We start from the raw sequence: 19,976 nt of genomic DNA on the forward strand, positions 1-19,976 counted from the left end.
GTATTAATGAAACTTAAAATTACGCCGTTAAATTTTTGTACGGCACTTTTTATCCTTCTGGCAGGTTACGTTTGGATATACGGTGGCGGTAAGGTTACCGGCGGCGTTTACACTCATTTTACCAACACCATTGCGCTCATCTTTTTGCTGTTTGCCTTTGTTGTGTCATTTCTTGATATAATTCTGCGTAATTTCTTTCCCGAGACCAAAAAATTGTGGATTGTGGAACTAAGCTTTATAACTTTGACGGCAATATTATTTTTAATACTTAAGAAGTAAATACTTTTAATGAAGACCGCAGAAATAAAACTGACTATCGAATTAGACGATCATAACGTTCCGGAAAACATCACCTGGGAATCTACAGACGCCGAAAACAAAGAGGCGCTGCCCGTAAAATCTATGATGCTGGCTTTATGGGATAATAACTATAAAAACACGCTGCGCATTGACTTGTGGACCAAAGATATGCCGGTTGATGAGATGAAACGTTTCTTTTACGAAACACTGCAAACTATGGGCGATAGCTTTTTGCGCGCCACCGGCGAAACCAATATAGTAGAAGACCTGCGCGATTACTGTGCCCACTTTGCCGAAAAAATGGAGATCATTAAATAATTATTTCCTGCAAAGATGTTACCCCGATCTTTTATCACATTTGCCGGCTTTGTGGCTGTCATTGCAGGCACATACTGTCCCCTGTTGAGGCCTTTCCATCTCTTCAACTGGAACGTTTACGATTTAAATAAACCTTACGGCATTGTAGTGCTAATTGTAGCCATAGCCGGTTTGGCTGCGGTAATTGCCCGCGCAAATGCTATCGTAAAGGCAACCGCATGGACGTCGCTGGTGTTGATTACCCTTTTGCTTATTGCAGCCATTTTGAAGGTAAACACTACTTTTAGTTTTATACCATTTAAAGGCCTCTCTAAAAGCCTTACCCGGCTCATCAAGTTTAAATGGGGTTGGTTTGTGCTTTTTGCGGGTGCTATTGCCACTTTAGCGGGCAGCAAAGAGCGCGCAAAAAACATCCAATACCAGAACTTATAGTAGCGCTTTTGCGTACATAAGGCGAATTATTAATATAACAACACTTTGCTATATTAGTAAACTTTAATACGGTTAACCCTCAATTTATTCGATGCTTAAACTATCCTTTCGTCAGCAGGTTTTCCTCGGCTTTGCTGTATCTATCTTGCTGGTTCTGTTTGTAGCGCTTTTTTCTTACCGGAGCATTAAGCAGCTGGAACAAAATCAAGCCGATATGGAGTCCAGCCAACAACTAATCACAACTACCAATCACGTACTGCAATTATTGATTGATGCGGAAACTGGTATGCGTGGATTTGTGGCTACTGATAAACAAGTGTTTTTAGATCCTTACAATGCTGCTTTACCACGCATCAATAACGATCTTAATCAGATTAAAGCGTTGGAGCTTGATGATCAATCGCAAACGGCTGATATTAATTTGCTGACAACCTTATCGTACAAGCAATTAGACCTGCTTAAGGCCAACGTGGATAACCGCGATAAGATGGGTTTGGAAGCTATGGTTGCCCAAAACAAATTGCTTAACGGCAAGGATGTGATGGATAGCATCCGCAACACGATCGATCGAATTAATACCCGGGAAGAGAAGGCGCTCAACGAAAGAAAAGCATCAACAGAAAAAGCTGTAAGCTATACCATTGTAACTATTATTGGTGGTTCGGGTGTGTTTTTCCTGATACTGATGGTGATGCTGTATTATATACTGGGGACCTTCAGAAAGCAGCAGTTGATTGAGGACGAGATCAAGCTATCAAATGCTGATCTTGCAGCAGTACTAAAGGAAAACGAAGCAAAAAACTGGCTTTTAACGGGCGGCGGAATCCTGAACGAAAGAATGCAGGGCCAGTTAACAGAAGCCGAATTGGCACAAAAGGTATTGGCCGAGATTTGCAGTTATACAGGCGCCATTACTGGTACCTTCTACTTATACGAGCCGAAAGAGGAAGTTTTAAAACTGAACGCCTGGTATGCTTTCCACGATCTGAGCCAAATTAAGAAGACCGTTAAACTATCAGAAAGCTGGTTGGGCCAGGTAGCCAAAGACGAAAAGGCAGCCACTATTAAGGGCAACGTTAATCAGAAACTCGAACTCGAAACTTCAATTATTAGCCAGGAGCTGGCCGAGATTTTCATTGTGCCGTTGTTTTTTGACAAGCAACTTAAAGGTGTAATGGAAATTGCCTATCAAGAGCAATTAACCGAGTCAATTAAAGAATATATTTTAGCGGTATCGGGCATTATCGGCGTAGCTATTAATACGGCTCAGGCCCGGAGCATTATGCAGGATCTGTTTGAGGAAACCCAACAGCAGGCCGAAGAACTGGAAGCGCAGCAAGAAGAAATGCGTGTAACCAACGAGGAGCTGCTGAGCAAGACAGAAATGCTGCAGGCATCTGAAGAAGAGTTACGCGTACAACAGGAAGAGCTTCGTACCATCAACGCCGAACTGGAGGAAAAAGCCAGCTTACTGGAAGAAAAGAACCAGGCTGTTGAAGAAGCCCGTAAAGATATTAGCCAGAAGGTACACGAGTTGGAAACTACCGGTCGTTACAAATCGGAGTTTTTGGCTAACATGAGCCACGAGCTACGCACACCGCTTAACAGTATCCTGGTATTGGCGCGGATACTGAAAGATAATAAAGCGGCTAACCTGTCTGACGATCAGATTAAATACGCCAGCGTGATTTTCAACGCGGGCAATGACTTGCTTACGCTGATCAATGATATTCTCGATCTGGCTAAGATTGAGTCGGGTAAACTCGAACTGCAAAACGAGCGCACCTCAGTAAAGGGTATCGTGGGTGATATGGAGCTGCTGTTTGCCGAAGTTGCCCGCAACAAGAAGATTAGTTTTGCTACAGAAATAGGCGACGTGCCAGAGCATATTATTGCTGATAAGGTAAGGGTAGAGCAGATTCTTAAAAATCTGCTTTCTAATGCCTTCAAGTTTACACCAGAAGGTGGCACTATCACTATTAAAGCTATGCCGGGTGCATTGGCTGATACTATTGCTTTAAGTATTAAGGATACCGGCATTGGCATCCAGCCCGATAAGCAAAAACTCATTTTCGAAGCGTTTCAGCAAGAGGATGGGTCAACCAGCCGCAAATACGGTGGCACTGGTTTAGGCCTATCCATCAGCCGTGAGTTGGCTGGTTTACTGGGGGGCTCTATTACCTTATATAGTGAGCCAGGCAAGGGTAGTGAATTTACTTTCAATTTGCCTGTCACCGCGGCCGTAAGTCCGGTAGTAGTCGACGAGGAAGATTTACCTACTGTACAAAGTTTCACAGTGCCGGTAGAGATGCCAAAATTGGCTAAAGTACTTTCGGACGATCCGAACAGGCAGCCTTTAGTGGTTATTGTTGAAGATGACCGCAATTTTGCCGAGATCCTCGAAAACTACGCGGCCGAATATGGTTACAAAGCCATATTGGTTAATGAAGGTACGCACGCTTCAGAAATTATTGCAGAAAATAAGCCCGATGCTGTAATACTGGATATTATGCTGCCGGGTAAAGATGGTTGGAAAATATTAAAAGAGCTTAAACATAACCCGGATACCAAAAATATCCCGGTACACCTGATGTCGGCCGGCGAAGCCGCTGATAAAAAGGTGAAGAGCGAAGGTGCGATCAGCTTTATGAAAAAGCCGATTAACACCGAGGCGCTTAATAAACTCTTTGGCGATATTATACAGCAAAGCACCACCGGCGTAAAACAAATACTGCTGGTTGAAGACCACGAAGCCCAAAGCGATGCTTTGAAAGAGCTGATGCAAAAGCAGGGTATTACTGTAGCGCAGGCATACAACGGCGAATCGGCGTTTGAAATGCTGCAGCATAATGAATATCAATGCGTAGTGTTGGATTTAAATTTGCCAGATATTTCTGGCCTGGATCTTTTGGATAAGATCAAAGCCATTGAAAGATTTGCATCGCTGCCAATTATCATCAACACAGCCATGGAACTGGATAAAAATTCGGTTAGCCGACTGATGCAGTATGCCAATGCGATGGTAGTAAAAACCAGCAAATCGTCGGACAGGCTGATAGACGAGGTTAACCTCTTCTTACACAAATTAAATACTTCGGCACCAGTTCAGGCAGCTGCGCCTAAACCACGTGCTGCCGTAAATGGTAGCAAGGCGATGCTTAAAGGCCGGAAGGTGCTGCTAGTTGACGATGATATGCGTAACATATTCGCGCTGAGCAGTGCGCTACAATCATTTGATCTGGAAGTGGAAATTGCCAACGACGGAGAAGAAGCCTTGGAAAAACTGGAGGCTACACCCGATGTGGATATTGTGCTGATGGATATCATGATGCCGAAAATGGACGGTTACGAGGCCATGAAGCTGATAAGAAAACAGAACAAATGGGCGAAATTACCCGTAATAGCACTTACAGCAAAAGCCATGAAAGACGATCGCGATAAGTGTATAGCCGCAGGTGCCAATGATTACATTACCAAACCGGTTGATGTAGACAGGCTAATATCTTTGATGCAGTTGTGGATGGAGAGTTAAAAATGAATACGGAGTTACCGGATACCATTACTGCCGCTCAAATAGCCGAGCTGATAGACGTTGTTAAAAAGATCCATGGGTTTGATTTTTCACAATACTCAAAGGCGTCTTTTAAACGCAGGTTGGTGCGTATAATGCAGCTTAAAAAGCTGGATTATGTTGACCTGAAACGGCTATTGGTGAACGACGAGGACTTCTTCCACGATTTTTTGAAGGAGATCACGGTGAACGTTACAGAAATGTTTCGCGATCCGCAGTTTTATAAGTCCATTTATACCGATGTTTTGCCTTACCTATCGTCGTATCAGCACATTAAATTATGGAGTGCCGGTTGCTCTACAGGGGAGGAGGTGTACTCGCTTGCTATTTTGCTGCATGCAGCCGGCTTAAAAAGTAAATACTTTATTTACGGTACCGACGTTAATGCCGACGTGTTGAATACAGCCCGTAAAGGCATATATACTTTACCAAAGATTAAGAGTTTTGCTGCAAACTACCAGGCAACAGATTTGCCAGGTTCTATAACAGATCATTTTACGATGATGTATGATGCAGCAAGTGTACGTACAGAACTGAAGCAAAACACGCTGTTCTCGCTACATAATCTGATCTCGGATCAGGTGTTTAATGAGTTTCAGCTAATCAGTTGCCGTAATGTTTTTATTTACTTTGAGCAGGAGTTGCAAGAGCGCATATTAGATCTTTTTTATCGAAGCCTTTGTCCCCTGGGTTTTTTATGCCTGGGTAGTAAAGAGACGATCAGATCGGATAATTTTAAGCGAAAATTTAAGGTTATTAACAAAAAAGAAAATATTTATCAAAAAATTGGCGTTTAAGGAAAATGCGTTAAATTTAAAAAATCGCAATTTTTGGAAACCATTATTGATAAAATATCGTACATACAGGAATATATTAAACAAATATTTAAAAATCAGGGAGTTGTGTTAGTTGGCCAGTAACAGATTTAATATCTTTACTAAACTAAAATTATCACCATTACTTGTTTCCGCCCCATCACATAAATAATGTCTTTAATCAACATACTGATCGTTGACGATCGTGAAGAAAATATTGTTGCGCTCGAGGCTTTGCTTCAGCGGGATGACATACAATTGTTTACGACCACATCGCCGAACGAAGCACTTAAATTAGCCTGGGACAACCAGATATCTATTGCACTGGTGGATGTCCAGATGCCTGAGATGGATGGCTTTGAGCTTGTTGAAATGCTAAAGTCTAACCCGCGCACGCGAGACATTCTCGTGTTGTTTGTTACTGCCATATCTAAAGAAACCAAATATGCGGTTAAAGGACTTGGTGCCGGTGCTGTTGATTACCTGTTTAAACCATTAGACCCTTACATAACCTCGGCCAAAGTCGATTCATTTATACAACTGGCCCGCAGCCAGGCCGACCTTAAACGGAAAAATGAAGAGTTGCAGAATTACGCCATCGTGGTAAAAAACTCTGCCGATATTATTTGTACGGTTAACGCCGAAACGCTTAAAATTCAATCCATCAATCCGGCGGTAGAGAAAATTACCGGCCATGTTCCGGCTTCGCTTGTAGGCCAAAATATAACCTCACTGGTTTCCGAAGCCGAGAGTGCCTCATTCCGCGAGCATTTGGTAAATGTAATTGCCGATCGTACTGCGTATGGCGCATTTGAGTGTAAGTTTGAAACTACTGAAAAGGCCCTGGTTTGGGTTGAATGCCGCGTAAGTTATCGCAATCAAACGCTGTTTATTAATATCAGCGATATTACAAATCAGAAGAACTATCAGTCTGAACTGATCAAATCTAAAGAGGCAGCAGAGTATGGCCGTAAGGTAAAAGAAAACTTTTTGGCTAACATGAGCCATGAGCTTCGCACACCAGTAAACGGCATCATCGGCTTAAGCGATATGTTGCGCAAAACGGAGATGAACGATCAGCAAATGGGGATGATCAGCTTGCTGGAAACCACTTCGCAATCATTATTGGGCGTTATTAATGACGTACTCGATATATCTAAAATAGAGGCGGGCAAATTTAGTATTGTTCGTGCGCCACATGATGTGCATGGCATTATCAAATCGGTTTACGACCTGCTTAAATACAAGGCAGACGAGAAAAATATCGAGTTTGTTTTAGATATCGCCTCAGATGTACCGCACTATATCATGGTTGATTCGCTACGATTGAACCAGATCTTAATGAACTTACTAAGCAACGCTATTAAGTTTACCGAAAGTGGTTTTGTCAAGCTGAGTGTTAAGGTGATCCAAACCCATTTAGATAAGTATAAAATTCAGTTTAGTGTTGAGGATAGCGGGATAGGTATTTCTCAAGATCGTATCGACCGTATATTCGACTCATTTGAACAAGCTGAAGATGATACTGCTGCCAAATACGGTGGCACTGGTTTAGGCCTTGCCATTGTTAAAAAGCTGATTGAGCTTAAAGGCGGCGAACTGGATGTAAGCAGTGTGCCTCAAAAGGGTAGTGTGTTTAGCTTTACTAATTGGTATAGCCTGGTTGCAAAACCAAGCGAAGTAAAGCAAAACAAAACAAGCATTAAAGATCTGCAACCGTTTAACAATGTGAAAGTGCTGGTAGCCGAAGATAACCTGGTGAACCAGTTTATGCTTTCGAAAATATTAAAGGATTGGAAAATTGAGATCGAATTGGTAGACAGTGGCCAAAAAGCTATTGATAAACTAATTGTCGGCGATTTTGATCTGATATTGATGGATACCCACATGCCCGAAATGGATGGCTACACAGCTACCAAATATATCCGCTCAAAATTAGAAGAACCGAAACGCAGTATTCCGATCATATCACTCTCTGCAGCATCATTTGATCACGAGCAGGAGGCAGCATTGGCGTCGGGTATGAATGATGTTTTGGCTAAGCCTTTCCAGCCTTATCAGCTGCATGAGAAAATGCGCAAGTTTTTAAAGGTAGCAGAAGAAGCTTAAAAAGCTAACCGGGTTTGGCCTTGCCCGCTAACCTGGGCCTCGTGTTCCAGTAACCATTGCTTGCGCCAAAGCCCGCCGGCGTAGCCCGTGAGGCTGCCGTCGGAGCCAATTACACGGTGGCAGGGCACAATAATCCATAACTTATTTTTTCCGTTGGTTGAGGCAATTGCCCGTATAGCCAACGGATTTTTCATTTGTTTGGATAGCTGCGCGTAGCTCATGGTTTTACCATAACCAATGGTTAACAGCTCCCGCCAAACCTCCTGTTGAAAGGGGGTGCCTGCTTGTTGTAACGGAAGTTCAAATTCAGTTCGTTCGCCGGCAAAATACTCTTCGAGTTGTTCAATTGCCGAATTCAAAAGCGTGTTATTACCCGTAGACTCAAGTGGAGTTCCCGGCTCTACCAATACCGAGGTAATATACTCATCATCAGCCGTGATCTGCACGTTTCCTAAAGGCGAAAGATAATGCGCTACATACATTTTGTAAAGATAAGCAAGAGAATCAACAGACGGGAATCAGGAATCAAGGCTCACCTGGAATTTGTAGTTAAATATCTTGTTTCTTGTTTCTGGCTTCTTGTCTCTCTTTTCTGCATCTTTGCGCCATGTCATTGCTCAGCCAAACCAGGCATTTACTAAAGAAAGAAATTCTGCTCGAGTGGCGGTCAAAATATGCGTTTAACGGGGTGCTGCTGTACATCGTATCAACGGTGTTTGTATGTTATATAGCATTTAACCTTAGCGCGGGATTTACCGAAAGCAAAGGCTATCCCATAGTGTGGAACGTGCTGTTCTGGATCATTATGCTGTTTGCAGCGGTTAACGCCATGTCGAAAAGCTTTTTGCAGGAGAGCAAGAGCCGCCTGCTGTATTACTATTCTATAGCCAGTCCGCAGGCCATTATCCTTTCTAAGATCATCTACAACATCCTGTTAATGTCGTTGCTTAGTATCTTGGCTTTGCTGGTTTACATGCTGTTTTTCACCAACACACTGGGCGACGCTCTGTACTACTTTGTAATTGTACTATTGGGCAGCATCAGCTTTGCTACTGTATTTACCATGATATCGGCTATAGCAGCTAAGGCGGGTAATGGTGGTACGCTGATGGCTATCTTAAGCTTTCCGGTTGTTATTCCGGTTATTTTGCTATTGATCCGCAGTAGCAAAGTGGCGATGGATGGCCTGGAGCGCGGCCTTACTTATGGAAATGTGGGAATACTGTGCGCTATCAACGTAATCGTTATCGGAACATCGTTGATATTGTTTCCGTATTTGTGGCAGGATTGATTATTAAATCTTTAGGCGCAAACGTGGCATAACATTTTTTGTAATTGTTACGTTAAGGTTCACCAACACTTCATTTTCAATAAGTATACTTGTAGTAAATTCCGGTTATTATATGCGTTCAATACTGCTGCTTTTTGTGGGTTTATTTCTGGTGGTTAATTGCCAGGCACAAAGCGGAACTGTTACAGGCAAAGTCACCATTAAAAGCAGCCATGCGCCCTTAGCCAAAGCCAGCGTATTTTTAAGTAATGCTACATTTGGTACTGTTACCGGCGACGATGGTACGTTTACGCTGAACGGTGTTCGCCCCGGGCAGTACGAATTGGTAGTAACTACAGTAGGGTATGAGGATTATACGCAAACCATACTGGTTGGGCCAACCCCTGTAAAGGTAGAGGCCGAAATGGTGCCCAAAGTAACGGAGCTTCGCGAAGTAGTGATAACGAGTGGAGGAAGCTGGAAGCGTAATTACGAAAACTTTGTACGCGACTTTTTAGGGGTGTCTGACGATGCCAAAAAATGCCGTATCCTAAATCCAACCGATCTTAATCTCCTCAATCATAAAACCAAGAAATATCTGGAAGGTTACTCTTACGACTTTCTGAATATCGATAACTATGCCCTTGGCTACAAGGTTAAAATACTACTGAAGGATTTCAAGAGTGATAACTTAAACCACATTATCTCGTGGAGTGGCAAGGTATTGTTTCAGGAAATGACAGGATCTGCCGAGCAGAAAAAGAAATGGGCTGCCCGCCGCGAAGAACTTTACTACGGGTCGAGCATGCACTTTTTCAGGTCGCTGTTGAATAACACGATGGATAAGGACGGTTTTGTAATTCGCGTATTGCAGCGTAAGCCTAATCCTTACCGAGCCCCCGAAGATGTTATTGCGCAAAAGATCGATAAGTTTATTAATACCAACCGCGATTCCGCCCGTTACTGGATAGATCAGGAGAACATGAATAAGTTTAACGAAACACTGATCCGCCAGCCGTTAAACATTGAAGACGTAGTGCGCCGGACTGAAAATCCGGATATCTTTGCCATAACTTTCCCGAAATACCTTTATGTGGTTTACACCAAACGCAGGGAGACAGTTTATTTTAAAGATATTTACCGCCCGCTGGATATGGAAAACTTCGAGACCAGTATCATCACCCTTTACCATGAATATGCGCTTTTCGACCGCAACGGCGTAGTGATATCGCCTAATAGTGTACTGCATGAAGGTGCCTGGTCGCTGGCTAAAGTTGCCGAATTGCTGCCCGTAGATTATGTGCCGGGTGACAGTAAAAACTAACTTTCTTTAAAACTTACACAGCATTAGGCGTAGAACAATGATACTATTGTAAATCTTCTATGCACGCATAATAAAACTGTGTTATTTATTTAACTTTGCTGCGTTTTTAAAACAAATGAAGTTTATTTATCAAACCTGGTGGAAAGTACTCACAGTACTTGTCATCCTATACACACTCTTCGCCGGCCTTCTTTTGGGCGTACCCCGACTGCCGATAATGCACGAAACAATCCGCAATGTATACTTTCACGTGCCCATGTGGATGGCTATGTTTACGGTTTTTACCATATCGGTAGTTTACAGCATCAAATACTTAATGAGCGGCAAGCCAGAGCATGACCTTATTGCGGTTGAATGTGCTAATACGGGCGTTTTCTTCTTCGTAATCGGCTTAGTAACCGGCATGATGTGGGCCAAATATACATGGGGCGAATACTGGAGCAACGACCCTAAACAAAACAGCGCCGCAATAGCATTTTTGCTTTATTGCGCTTACCTGGTATTGCGTAACTCTATAGACGAGGAACAAAAACGAGCCAAAATTTCGGCCATCTATAACATCTTCGCCTTCCCGGTAATGATCGTGCTGATCATGATCCTGCCAAGGATGACAGATTCGCTTCACCCTGGTAATGGTGGTAACCCTGCCTTTGGTAAGCTGGATCTGGATAACCGTATGCGTGTAGTGCTTTACCCGGCCTTTATAGCCTGGAGCTTTATGGGCGTATGGATAGCATCAATCCGCTACCGCATCAGTTTAATTGAATACAAAAAAAATGCAATTGATTAATATGAAGAAACTTGCACTGATCATCGTTCTGCTTATCAGTTTTATCCCGGTATTTGCTCAATCGGGTAGGGATGTGGAGATGGCAGACACCCTGCGTAGCAATGGTCGGATATATGTTGTTGTGGCCACTATAGCTATCGTATTTATAGGTTTGGCCATCTATCTGTTCGCCATTGACAGACGTTTAAAAAAACTTGAAAACGATAAGTAGTTTTCAATTGTACTAATCCAATTATATTATACTCAATATTTAAATTATGGCTACTAACAATAATGTCGCATACGGGGACACCCATTTTTTTGGAGACGTATGTAAAAATTTCGATCATGCCGCCCAGTTTACCAAGCACGATGCCGGTCTGTTAGATCAGATCAGATCATGCAACAGCGTTTACCGCTTTCGTTTCCCTATCCGCAAAGGAAATGGTTTCGAGGTAATTGATGCCTGGCGTGTAGAGCACTCACATCACCAGTCGCCAACCAAAGGCGGTATCCGCTATAGCGAAATGGTTAATGAGGACGAAGTAATGGCACTTGCTGCATTAATGACTTACAAGTGTGCTATCGTAAACGTACCATTTGGTGGTGCTAAAGGTGGTATCAAGATCAACCCTAAAAACTATACCGTACAGGAGCTCGAAAATATCACTCGTCGTTATACCGTAGAGTTGATCAAAAAGAACTTTATTGGCCCAAGCATCGACGTACCTGCTCCGGATTACGGATCGGGCGAACGCGAAATGAGTTGGATTGCTGATACTTATGCTACCATGAACCCAGGTCAGCTGGATGCTTTAGGTTGCGTTACAGGTAAACCAATTGCGCTGCACGGTATTGCAGGTAGAAGAGAAGCTACCGGCCGTGGCGTTGCTATTGCTATCCGCGAGTGCGTAAGCGTTGGTGAGGATATGCAAAAAATTGGCCTTACTGCTGGTATTGCCGGTAAAAGGGTAATTGTACAAGGTTTAGGTAACGTAGGTTTCTACTCGGCTAAATTTTTATCTGAGTTTGGTGCCGTTATTGTTGGCCTTTGCGAATACGAAGGTGCCATTTATAACGAAAGCGGTTTAGATGTTGAAGCCGTGTTTAATCACCGCAAAGAAACCGGATCTATTTTAGGTTACCCGGGTGCTAAAGAGTTTAAAAACTCTGGCGAAGGTTTGGAGCAACCATGCGATATCCTGGTGCCCGCCGCTTTAGAGAACCAGATCACCATCGAAAACGTTGGCCGTTTACAAACCAAAATAATTGCAGAAGGTGCTAACGGCCCAACTAGTCCGGAAGCTGAGGCTGCTTTTTACGAAGCTGGCGGTATCATTATCCCGGATATGTATGCTAACGCCGGTGGTGTTACCGTATCGTACTTCGAGTGGTTAAAAAATCTTTCGCACGTAGCATTTGGCCGTATGAACCGTCGTTTCGAGGAAAATTCTAACCTTAACCTGGTTAACATGGTTGAAGGTATTACAGGAGTAGCTTTAACTCCGATTCAACGTACTACCATTATTAAAGGTGCATCGGAATTGGAGTTAGTGAACTCTGGTTTAGAAGATACCATGATTCGCTCTTACCACGAGATACGTGAGACCTATAAGAACAACAGCAAAATAGATACTCTGCGTACTGCTGCGCTGGTTGGTTCTATTAACAAAATTGCTGTTTCATACCAAAACTTAGGTGTTTGGCCGTGATCAATTAGAATCAAGAATCGAGAGACAAGAATCAAGATAAAGACAGCCGCTTTGAATTTTTCAAAGCGGCTTTTTTGTGCCTTTCGAAACCGAACAATCGGCTGTTCGGTTTTGATACAAGATTTTAATTTTATGTTACTTAAATTATTGTTTATTAGTATGTTATATAATTGGCATTAAATTTACATTATTTGGTGTGGATTCCAATTAAAGGCCTTTATTATGATCAAGAACAACTTAAAAATTGCCTGGCGCGGTTTTTTAAGAGACCGTCAGTTTAGTTTTCTTAACCTGGCCGGTTTGGCTACGGGTATTGCCTGCGCTTTGCTTATCTACGTGTGGGTAAGTGATCAGTTAAGCTTCGATAAGTTTTTTGCCAATGACGATCAGTTGTACCAGCTTATGGAACAACGCGGCCCCGACAAAATGTTGTCCGACGAATCATCGGGAATGCTGGGCGAAACGTTGATCCTTAAAGTGCCCGAGATTAAATATCAGGCTTCGGTTGCCCCGCCAGATTGGTTTCAGAAGTTTACCCTTTCTACAGGCGATAAAAATATCAAAGCAAGTGGGCAATATGCCGGTAAAGATTATTTCAATATCTTTTCTTTTAAACTGCTCGAAGGGTTAAAAGACAAAGTACTGGCCGATAAGAATTCCATTGTTATATCCGACGAGCTGGCAAAAAAGCTTTTCAATACAACCGACAATTTGGTTGGAAAAGTAATCCATTTCCAACATCAAACCGATTTCTTTATATCAGGTGTATTCGAAAAGACGCCATACAACTCCTCACAACAATTTGACTTTGTGCTGCCTTTCGAATATTTGAAAGATACCCAACCCTGGGTTAAATCCTGGGATAATACAGGCCCGCACAATTTTGTGCTGCTACAAAAGGGAACGGATATTCACGTATTTAATCAAAAGATTAAAAACGTATTTCGTGAACGAGACAGCAACGACAGCACCCGGACTGCCATAGCCATGAAGTTTTCGGATAACTATTTGCTTAATACCTTTAGCCATGGCGCTAAAGTTGGTAGCAAAGTGGAGTATGTTAAGCTGTTTTCGCTTATCGCCATTTTTATCTTAGTTATCGCCTGTATCAATTTCATGAACCTTTCTACAGCAAAGGCTTCAAGACGCATGAAAGAAGTGGGTGTACGTAAGGTAGTCGGGGCAGCGCGCAGTCAACTGGTTATTCAGTTTTTAACCGAGGCTTTACTAATCACCACATTCGCTGTAATACTGGCCATTGGTATGGCTTTCTTCCTGTTGCCTCAGTTTAACCTCATCACCGGCCGGGATCTGAGCCTACATTTTAATCTGCAATTAGTTATTTCGTTAATAGCCATTACTTTGTTCACGGGTGTATTGTCGGGTAGTTATCCGGCGCTTTACTTGTCTAAGTTTAGTCCGCTTACTGTGCTGAAAAACAAGGTGCATACTTCGTTTTCGGCTATGCTATCCCGCAAAGGATTAGTGGTGTTTCAGTTTACGGTGTCGGTGATATTGATTATCTCGGTATTTATTATCTATCAGCAAGTTCAATATATCCAATCTACAAGCCCTGGTTATAATAAAGACAATGTGATCCGTTTTGATTCTGAAGGCAGGCTTCAGGGTACAGAAGAAACATTTATAGACCAACTTAAAACCATTCCAGGAGTTGTCAACGCCACCTTTACGTTAAACAATGTAGTAGGCAGAAACTTTGCTACTAATGGCCTCGATTGGGAGGGTAAAGGTAACAAAGAGCTTTATTTCGAAGGTTTTGGCGGTGGCCCTAATTTTATCGAAACCATGAATATGAAAATGGCATCAGGACGAAGCTTCTCCAAAAACTATGGGGATGAGGATAACAAAATTATCATTAATGAAGCGGGCGTCGCTGCTATGCACCTCCAAAACCCTGTCGGAAAAAACGTAAGGCTTTTCGGTCAACCGAAACAAATTATCGGCGTGGTGAAGGATTTTCATTTCGAATCACTACATGAAACTGTTAAGCCTGCATACGTTCAATTAGTGCACCAAGGCAACAACCCATGGTATAAAATTATGGTGAGGATTAAGCCCGGTGATCAAAAAGAAACTATTGAACGGATAGGAGAGTTGTATCAGAACTATAACATAGGCTTCCCTTTTACTTATGGATTTTTAGATGAAGCCTATCAAAAGCAATATGAAGCCGAAACGCGGGTAGCTACTTTATCCAGGTATTTCTCTGGTCTTGCAATCTTAATTTCTTGTCTTGGCTTGTTTGGATTAGCCGCCTTTACCGCACAAAGGCGTCAGAAAGAGATTGGTATCCGCAAGGTAATTGGCGCTTCGGTAAGTGGTATCACTATGATGTTATCTAAAGAGTTCTTGAAACTAGTGCTTATTTCATTGTTATTCGCCTTCCCGATATCCTGGTGGTTAATGCATAATTGGCTCCTTGGTTTTGCCTATCGCATCCATATCAGCGCCTTGGTGTTTGTTGCGGCAGGGGTGGCTATAATACTCATTACGCTTGTTACTGTAAGTTATCAAAGTATTAAGGCCGCGCTGATAAACCCCGTTAAAAGCCTACGTTCCGAATAGCATTCAAGCCCGGCCGGCTGAAAGTCGACCGGGCTATTTCATCCCCAAAGTCTCGATTCCTGACTCTCGATTCTTGATTCTCTTTTCCGAAGAATGATTCTAAATAACATATATGTGTTGTAATAAACATTATTAGCTACACGTTTTGTATTTTTGTAGTTCAGTTTTCGGGAAGACTAATTATTCATGAAAAAAAGTTCAATCATCGGCATTATAGTAATTGCGGTAGCTATTGCAGTTATTATCAGCACATATTCAAGCTCAAGTACTTATGGTTCATTTAACGATGCCAGCAAAACCACCAGTTCTTTACAGGTTGTAGGGCATTTGGTTAAGGATAAAGAGCTGTATTATGATGCGCATAAAGATGCCAACTACTTCTCTTTTTACATGACCGACAACAAAGGTCAGGAGTGCAAGATCGTTTTTACGGGTACTAAACCGCAGGATTTTGAGCGTTCGGAGCAAATTGTACTTACCGGCCAGATGGTAGGTAAGGAGTTCCATGCTTCTAAAATTTTGATGAAATGTCCGTCTAAATACACTCAGGATAAAGTAGAGATCACAGAAACCAAAGCCAAAACGGCTAATATTTAATTTGAATGGATACAGCTTTTAAAGGCGAACACCTTTTACCCGGCCAGTTAGGCCAGTTCTTTGTTATTTTAGCATTTGGTTCTGCGCTTTTATCGGCTATCAGTTACTTCTTTGCAACTACCAACACCAACAAGCTCGATAAATCGTGGCAAAGGTTGGGCAGGATAGGTTTTTTTGTTAACAGTATTTCTACAGTTAGCATAGCAGCCTGCCTTTTTTACATCATCTTTAATCATCTTTTCGAGTATCACTATGCATGGGCGCATTCATCGCGCACGTTGCCGGTTTACTATATCATTTCTTGTTTCTGGGAAGGCCAGGAGGGGAGTTTCTGGCTGTTTGCCTTTTGGCAGGCAGTTTTAGGAAACATCCTGATCTGGAAAGCCAAGAGCTGGGAAAACCCTGTAATGAGTGTTGTTGGCCTTGCCCAAACGCTTATCGCTTCGATGCTGCTGGGTGTTGAAGTATTGGGCACCAGAATTGGCAGCTCACCATTTATTTTACTGCGTCAGGCTATAGAAGGGCCGATATTCAGTCGCCCGGATTACCTTACCTACATTAAAGATGGTAACGGCTTAAACCCATTATTGCAAAACTACTGGATGGTTATCCACCCACCTACGTTGTTCTTGGGCTTCGCATCAATGGTGGTTCCGTTTGCTTATGCCATTGCCGGTTTGTGGGAACGCAAATATAAAGAGTGGATCCAGCCTGCCTTATCTTACTCGCTGTTTGGCTGTATGATTTTAGGTACAGGCGTTATAATGGGTTCTTTCTGGGCTTATGAGTCGCTTAACTTTGGCGGTTTCTGGGCTTGGGACCCGGTAGAAAATGCTTCGATGCTACCTTGGATCACGCTTATCGGCGCGGTACACGTATTGGTGGTTTACAAAAATACAGGTCACTCTTATTTCACGGCTACATTTTTAGTATTGATCAGCTTCGTGCTGGTACTATACGCATCTTTTCTGAGCCGTAGCGGTATTTTGGGCGAAACCTCTGTTCACTCGTTTACAGATGCCGGTTTAAAATGGCATTTGGTTATCGATGTGTTGATTTTCCTGGGCCTTGCAGCCGCATTGGTTATTGCCCGTTGGAAAGAGCTTCCTATCACTAAAAAAGACGAAGAAACTTACTCTCGCGAGTTCTGGATGTTTGTGGGTGCTATCTTCTTGGGCTTGTCTTGCTTCCACCTGGTATTGGTTACATCTATTCCGGTATGGAACTGGATCTTCGGCACCAAACTTGCCCCACCGACTGAACCGGTTAAACACTACAATGTAATACAAGCTTCGTTTGCTGTGGTTATTACTTTGCTTACAGGTTTTACCCAGTTTTTGAAATATAAAAAGACAGATACAACCCGCTTCTTCATCACAACACTGGTTTACCTGGCGTGCTCGGCGTTAATTGGCGGTGTGGTGGTTTATGCAACAGGTGTTTACAAGTTGCACTTTATATTCTCGCTGGTAACCATTGGCGCTATTTATACTGTTATGGCTAACGCCAAAGTATTGGCCGATGTTTTTAAAGGTAAGATTAAACTGGCCGGTTCGGCAGTTGCGCATATTGGTTTTGGATTGATACTGATAGGTGCAGTTATCGCGGCTGGTACAAGCAGTGTGGTTTCGCAAAATAACAGCGGCATCGGCTATGGCGATGAGTTTGCTAAAACCTCGAACCCGAAAGAAAATATTATGCTTTACAAAAACCAGCCTATCCAAATGGGCGGGTATACCGTAACATATGTTGGCGATTCGCTGGCTTCTCCTAACCACTATTTTAAGGTTGATTATAAAAAGATAGATGCTTCGGGCAAAATCACCGAGGAGTTTATGCTGAAGCCTAACTCGCAAGCCAATAACAAAATGGGTTTGGTTTCATCTCCTGATACCAAACACTACCTTTTCCACGATTTATATACGCATGTTACCATGGCGCCTATCAAAGGCGATCTGGACGAAAACGCTGATCACACCGCCGAGGATGATGATAAGAACTACGATCCACCGGTAGCCCATGAGGTTGCTGTTGGTGACACGATACGCTTTAGAGAAGGCTTTATGGTTTTAAAGAGCCTTAACAAAGAGAGCCACGTAGAAAACATAGCACTTAAGGCGAATGACGTGGCAGTTGGCGCTGCTTTCGAGATTACTTCACATGGCAGCGCTTATAAAGCCGAACCGATATTTATGATCAAAGACGGTAACGCGTTCGATTTTGCAAAAAAGGTTGATGATGCGGGTTTGAAACTACGTTTCTCAAAAATTATCCCTGAACAAAATAAAGTAGAAATACAGGTGCTGCAACAACCAGAAAGCAAGAAACCGTATATTGTAATGAAGGCTATAGATTTTCCTTACATCAACTTCTTCTGGTCGGGTACTATTATTATGGTTATCGGCTTCCTGATGTCAATATTCCGTAGAAACAAGGAACTGGCAAGAGTTGAAGCCCCTAAACCTCAGGCAAAGCCTAAATTGCAGAAAGCTTAAAGAGGGGACTCGTTTTAAAAATCTTATAAAGAAGCCCGATCAATTAAATTGATCGGGCTTCTTTATTTTTGTAATGTTCCGGTTTTAATATCCAACCTAATAAAGTATTTTTTCAGAATATCGTATTTCTGAGTACACGGTGTGCCTATGTTTAATTTTTGTGAAAATGACTTTGAATCCTTACATTGAAAGCATATTTCAATATAGTCAAAAGCGTTTCCGTTTTTATCCAAGAAAATTAATGCATTTCTCGGTTCAAAACAGGAACCTTGTGATATCATATTAAAATCTTTGTTTATTCGGAAATCCGTATTGTAAATAATATTTGTTAGAGCATCAATCTGCTGTTTATTTAAAGCAACAAATTCAGTTAAGGTTTTTGTGTCAATTTTGCCATTTTTAATATGTAGGCCTGCCAATGGTCGCACCCAGGCAGAATCTACACTTGTCACTTTCCCATTGTTATCAACGTATGTGCTTGGCTCAGGCATTTCAGCGTGATAAGAGACAGCAACTACTACGGATGTTTTAACAAATGGATATTTCTTTAAACGTTGCCGAATTGAATATTGCTTCGTAAAAACGCAATCATCATAATAGTCTTTATGCCTTTTTTGGCGATCGAACCGTTGTTTTGTGGGTTCAGATAAATGCTTGCGTTTGACAGGGGATGGTTGTTGCAGCCATAAATGGCAGAACAGTGAAATGAAGCTTATGATACTAATCATCACTGCTTCAAAAATGCCCCGATCTTCGCATTCACCAAATCGGCTTTTTCAATAGAAGGTAAATGGGCAGCATCATCAACCGGGAAGAAATCAGCCTTTAGCACACTCCTTATCGAGTCGCTATATTTAAACGGTACGGTGTGATCCTCCTTACCCCAGATTAATAGCACGGGTTTATTCTTGCTGTTAAGGCAGGCGCTGCTTTCTAAGCCATTGTAGGCGTAATTGTACTCGGTAGAAGCAATGGCCCACCTAAAGTTTTTATACTGCATTTGGGGTTTGTATCGGCTTACCCATTGAGGATATTGCTTAGGGTATTTGAAATCGCTTAGTTGGCCTAAGGCACGATCATCTGCCGTGATAGCTTCCTGAAATATAGTCACAAACTGCGGAACAACCGGCCTTTTATTTGCATAGCCTGGGTCTATCAATATCACTTTGTCAACAAGTTCGGGGTGCAGGCAAGTAAAGTCAGTACTTACCTCGCCGCCAAATGAAATACCGGCTATGCTAATTGGCGTACGTAAATGCAGGGTGGAGATTAGTTGAGTAAGCTGATCCATATATAATTGCTTGTTGTAAGTGATATACGGGCGATCAGAAAAACCTCGGCCATACATATCGTAACGGATCACCCTAAAGCCCTGGCCAACCAGATATTCAAATGTACCATCCCAAATGTAGTAGGGGACGCTGAAGCCGTGTAGTAGTATTACGGTTTTGCCAGTATCCGGTCCGGCTATTTGATAATGCGTAATTCCCTGACCGAGTTTTACATATTGGCCGCCAGCATTTTTGCGGTCTGTGTCGGTGATTTCCTTTTTCTCTTTATCCTTAAAAAAGTATAGGCCCCCCATCAATATGCCAACGGTTATCAATAGAAACAGGATAGTAACGGCAATTACCTTAAAGATCTTCATGTAATGTAAATTTAAATTGTGACGATATAA

17 protein-coding genes are annotated in these 19,976 nt (G+C 42.4%); 14 read left to right on the forward strand and 3 right to left on the reverse strand.

The features are described from left to right. Positions 1-6: 6 nt before the first annotated feature. The 6 genes from GSY63_RS06500 (at position 7) to GSY63_RS06525 (ending at position 7,545) form a co-directional block, all read left to right on the forward strand. Positions 7-279 carry a hypothetical protein gene (locus GSY63_RS06500; protein WP_166584979.1) on the forward strand — a complete coding sequence of 91 codons (273 nt, stop codon included), beginning with the start codon at positions 7-9 and terminating at the stop codon, positions 277-279. Between the two features lie 9 nt (positions 280-288). Then, entirely contained in the window at positions 289-618 is a 330-nt protein-coding gene (gene gldC, locus GSY63_RS06505) for a gliding motility protein GldC (RefSeq protein WP_166584980.1), read from the forward strand. A 15-nt stretch (positions 619-633) separates the two neighbouring features. Continuing rightward, positions 634-1,050, forward strand: a complete 417-nt coding sequence (locus tag GSY63_RS06510; protein WP_166584981.1) for a hypothetical protein — start codon at positions 634-636, stop codon at positions 1,048-1,050. Positions 1,051-1,141: 91 nt separating this feature from the next. Further along, positions 1,142-4,582 carry a response regulator gene (locus tag GSY63_RS06515; protein WP_166584982.1) on the forward strand — a complete coding sequence of 1,147 codons (3,441 nt, stop codon included), beginning with the start codon at positions 1,142-1,144 and terminating at the stop codon, positions 4,580-4,582. Between the two features lie 2 nt (positions 4,583-4,584). Next, positions 4,585-5,418, forward strand: a complete 834-nt coding sequence (locus tag GSY63_RS06520) for a CheR family methyltransferase (RefSeq protein WP_166584983.1) — start codon at positions 4,585-4,587, stop codon at positions 5,416-5,418. 189 nt (positions 5,419-5,607) lie between these two features. Next, complete coding sequence (locus tag GSY63_RS06525) at positions 5,608-7,545, forward strand: hybrid sensor histidine kinase/response regulator (protein ID WP_166584984.1); 1,938 nt, start codon at positions 5,608-5,610, stop codon at positions 7,543-7,545. Here GSY63_RS06525 and GSY63_RS06530 read toward each other — a convergent pair. Next, entirely contained in the window at positions 7,542-8,027 is a 486-nt protein-coding gene (locus tag GSY63_RS06530) for a methylated-DNA--[protein]-cysteine S-methyltransferase (RefSeq protein ID WP_166584985.1), read from the reverse strand. The two genes, GSY63_RS06525 and GSY63_RS06530, sit on opposite strands and share 4 nt — an antisense overlap. Before the next feature lie 125 nt (positions 8,028-8,152). Here GSY63_RS06530 and GSY63_RS06535 point away from each other — a divergent pair, with 125 nt between their 5' ends. The 8 genes from GSY63_RS06535 to ccsA all read left to right on the forward strand — a co-directional run bounded on the left by GSY63_RS06535 (position 8,153) and on the right by ccsA (position 18,298). Beyond that, positions 8,153-8,836: a heme exporter protein CcmB gene (locus tag GSY63_RS06535; protein WP_166584986.1), complete on the forward strand. Its 684-nt coding sequence runs from the start codon at positions 8,153-8,155 to the stop codon at positions 8,834-8,836. Positions 8,837-8,948: 112 nt separating this feature from the next. Beyond that, entirely contained in the window at positions 8,949-10,139 is a 1,191-nt protein-coding gene (locus GSY63_RS06540; RefSeq protein WP_166584987.1) for a carboxypeptidase-like regulatory domain-containing protein, read from the forward strand. Between the two features lie 76 nt (positions 10,140-10,215). Continuing rightward, on the forward strand, positions 10,216-10,929 hold the full coding sequence (locus tag GSY63_RS06545) for a cytochrome c biogenesis protein (RefSeq protein WP_262887343.1): 714 nt from the start codon (positions 10,216-10,218) through the stop codon (positions 10,927-10,929). A gap of 1 nt (position 10,930) precedes the next feature. Continuing rightward, a complete protein-coding gene (locus GSY63_RS06550) occupies positions 10,931-11,140 on the forward strand; it encodes a CcmD family protein (RefSeq protein WP_166584989.1) in 210 nt (69 codons plus the stop codon). Between the two features lie 46 nt (positions 11,141-11,186). Next, on the forward strand, positions 11,187-12,620 hold the full coding sequence (locus GSY63_RS06555) for a Glu/Leu/Phe/Val family dehydrogenase (RefSeq protein WP_166584990.1): 1,434 nt from the start codon (positions 11,187-11,189) through the stop codon (positions 12,618-12,620). Between the two features lie 222 nt (positions 12,621-12,842). After that, a complete protein-coding gene (locus GSY63_RS06560; RefSeq protein WP_166584991.1) occupies positions 12,843-15,206 on the forward strand; it encodes an ABC transporter permease in 2,364 nt (787 codons plus the stop codon). A 186-nt stretch (positions 15,207-15,392) separates the two neighbouring features. After that, entirely contained in the window at positions 15,393-15,803 is a 411-nt protein-coding gene (locus tag GSY63_RS06565) for a cytochrome c maturation protein CcmE domain-containing protein (protein ID WP_166584992.1), read from the forward strand. A gap of 5 nt (positions 15,804-15,808) precedes the next feature. Further along, positions 15,809-18,298, forward strand: coding sequence for a cytochrome c biogenesis protein CcsA (ccsA, locus tag GSY63_RS06570; RefSeq protein WP_166584993.1), 2,490 nt, complete (start codon positions 15,809-15,811; stop codon positions 18,296-18,298). Positions 18,299-18,360: 62 nt separating this feature from the next. Here the strand turns inward: ccsA and GSY63_RS06575 are convergent, their stop codons facing one another. After that, a complete protein-coding gene (locus GSY63_RS06575) occupies positions 18,361-19,026 on the reverse strand; it encodes a hypothetical protein (RefSeq protein WP_166584994.1) in 666 nt (221 codons plus the stop codon). Beyond that, positions 19,026-19,946: an alpha/beta fold hydrolase gene (locus tag GSY63_RS06580; protein ID WP_166584995.1), complete on the reverse strand. Its 921-nt coding sequence runs from the start codon at positions 19,944-19,946 to the stop codon at positions 19,026-19,028. Before GSY63_RS06580 ends, GSY63_RS06575 begins: the two co-directional genes overlap by 1 nt. Positions 19,947-19,976: the final 30 nt, after the last annotated feature.

The sequence above is a fragment of the Mucilaginibacter agri genome, assembly GCF_009928685.1.
GTDB classification, from domain to species: Bacteria; Bacteroidota; Bacteroidia; order Sphingobacteriales; family Sphingobacteriaceae; genus Mucilaginibacter; species Mucilaginibacter agri.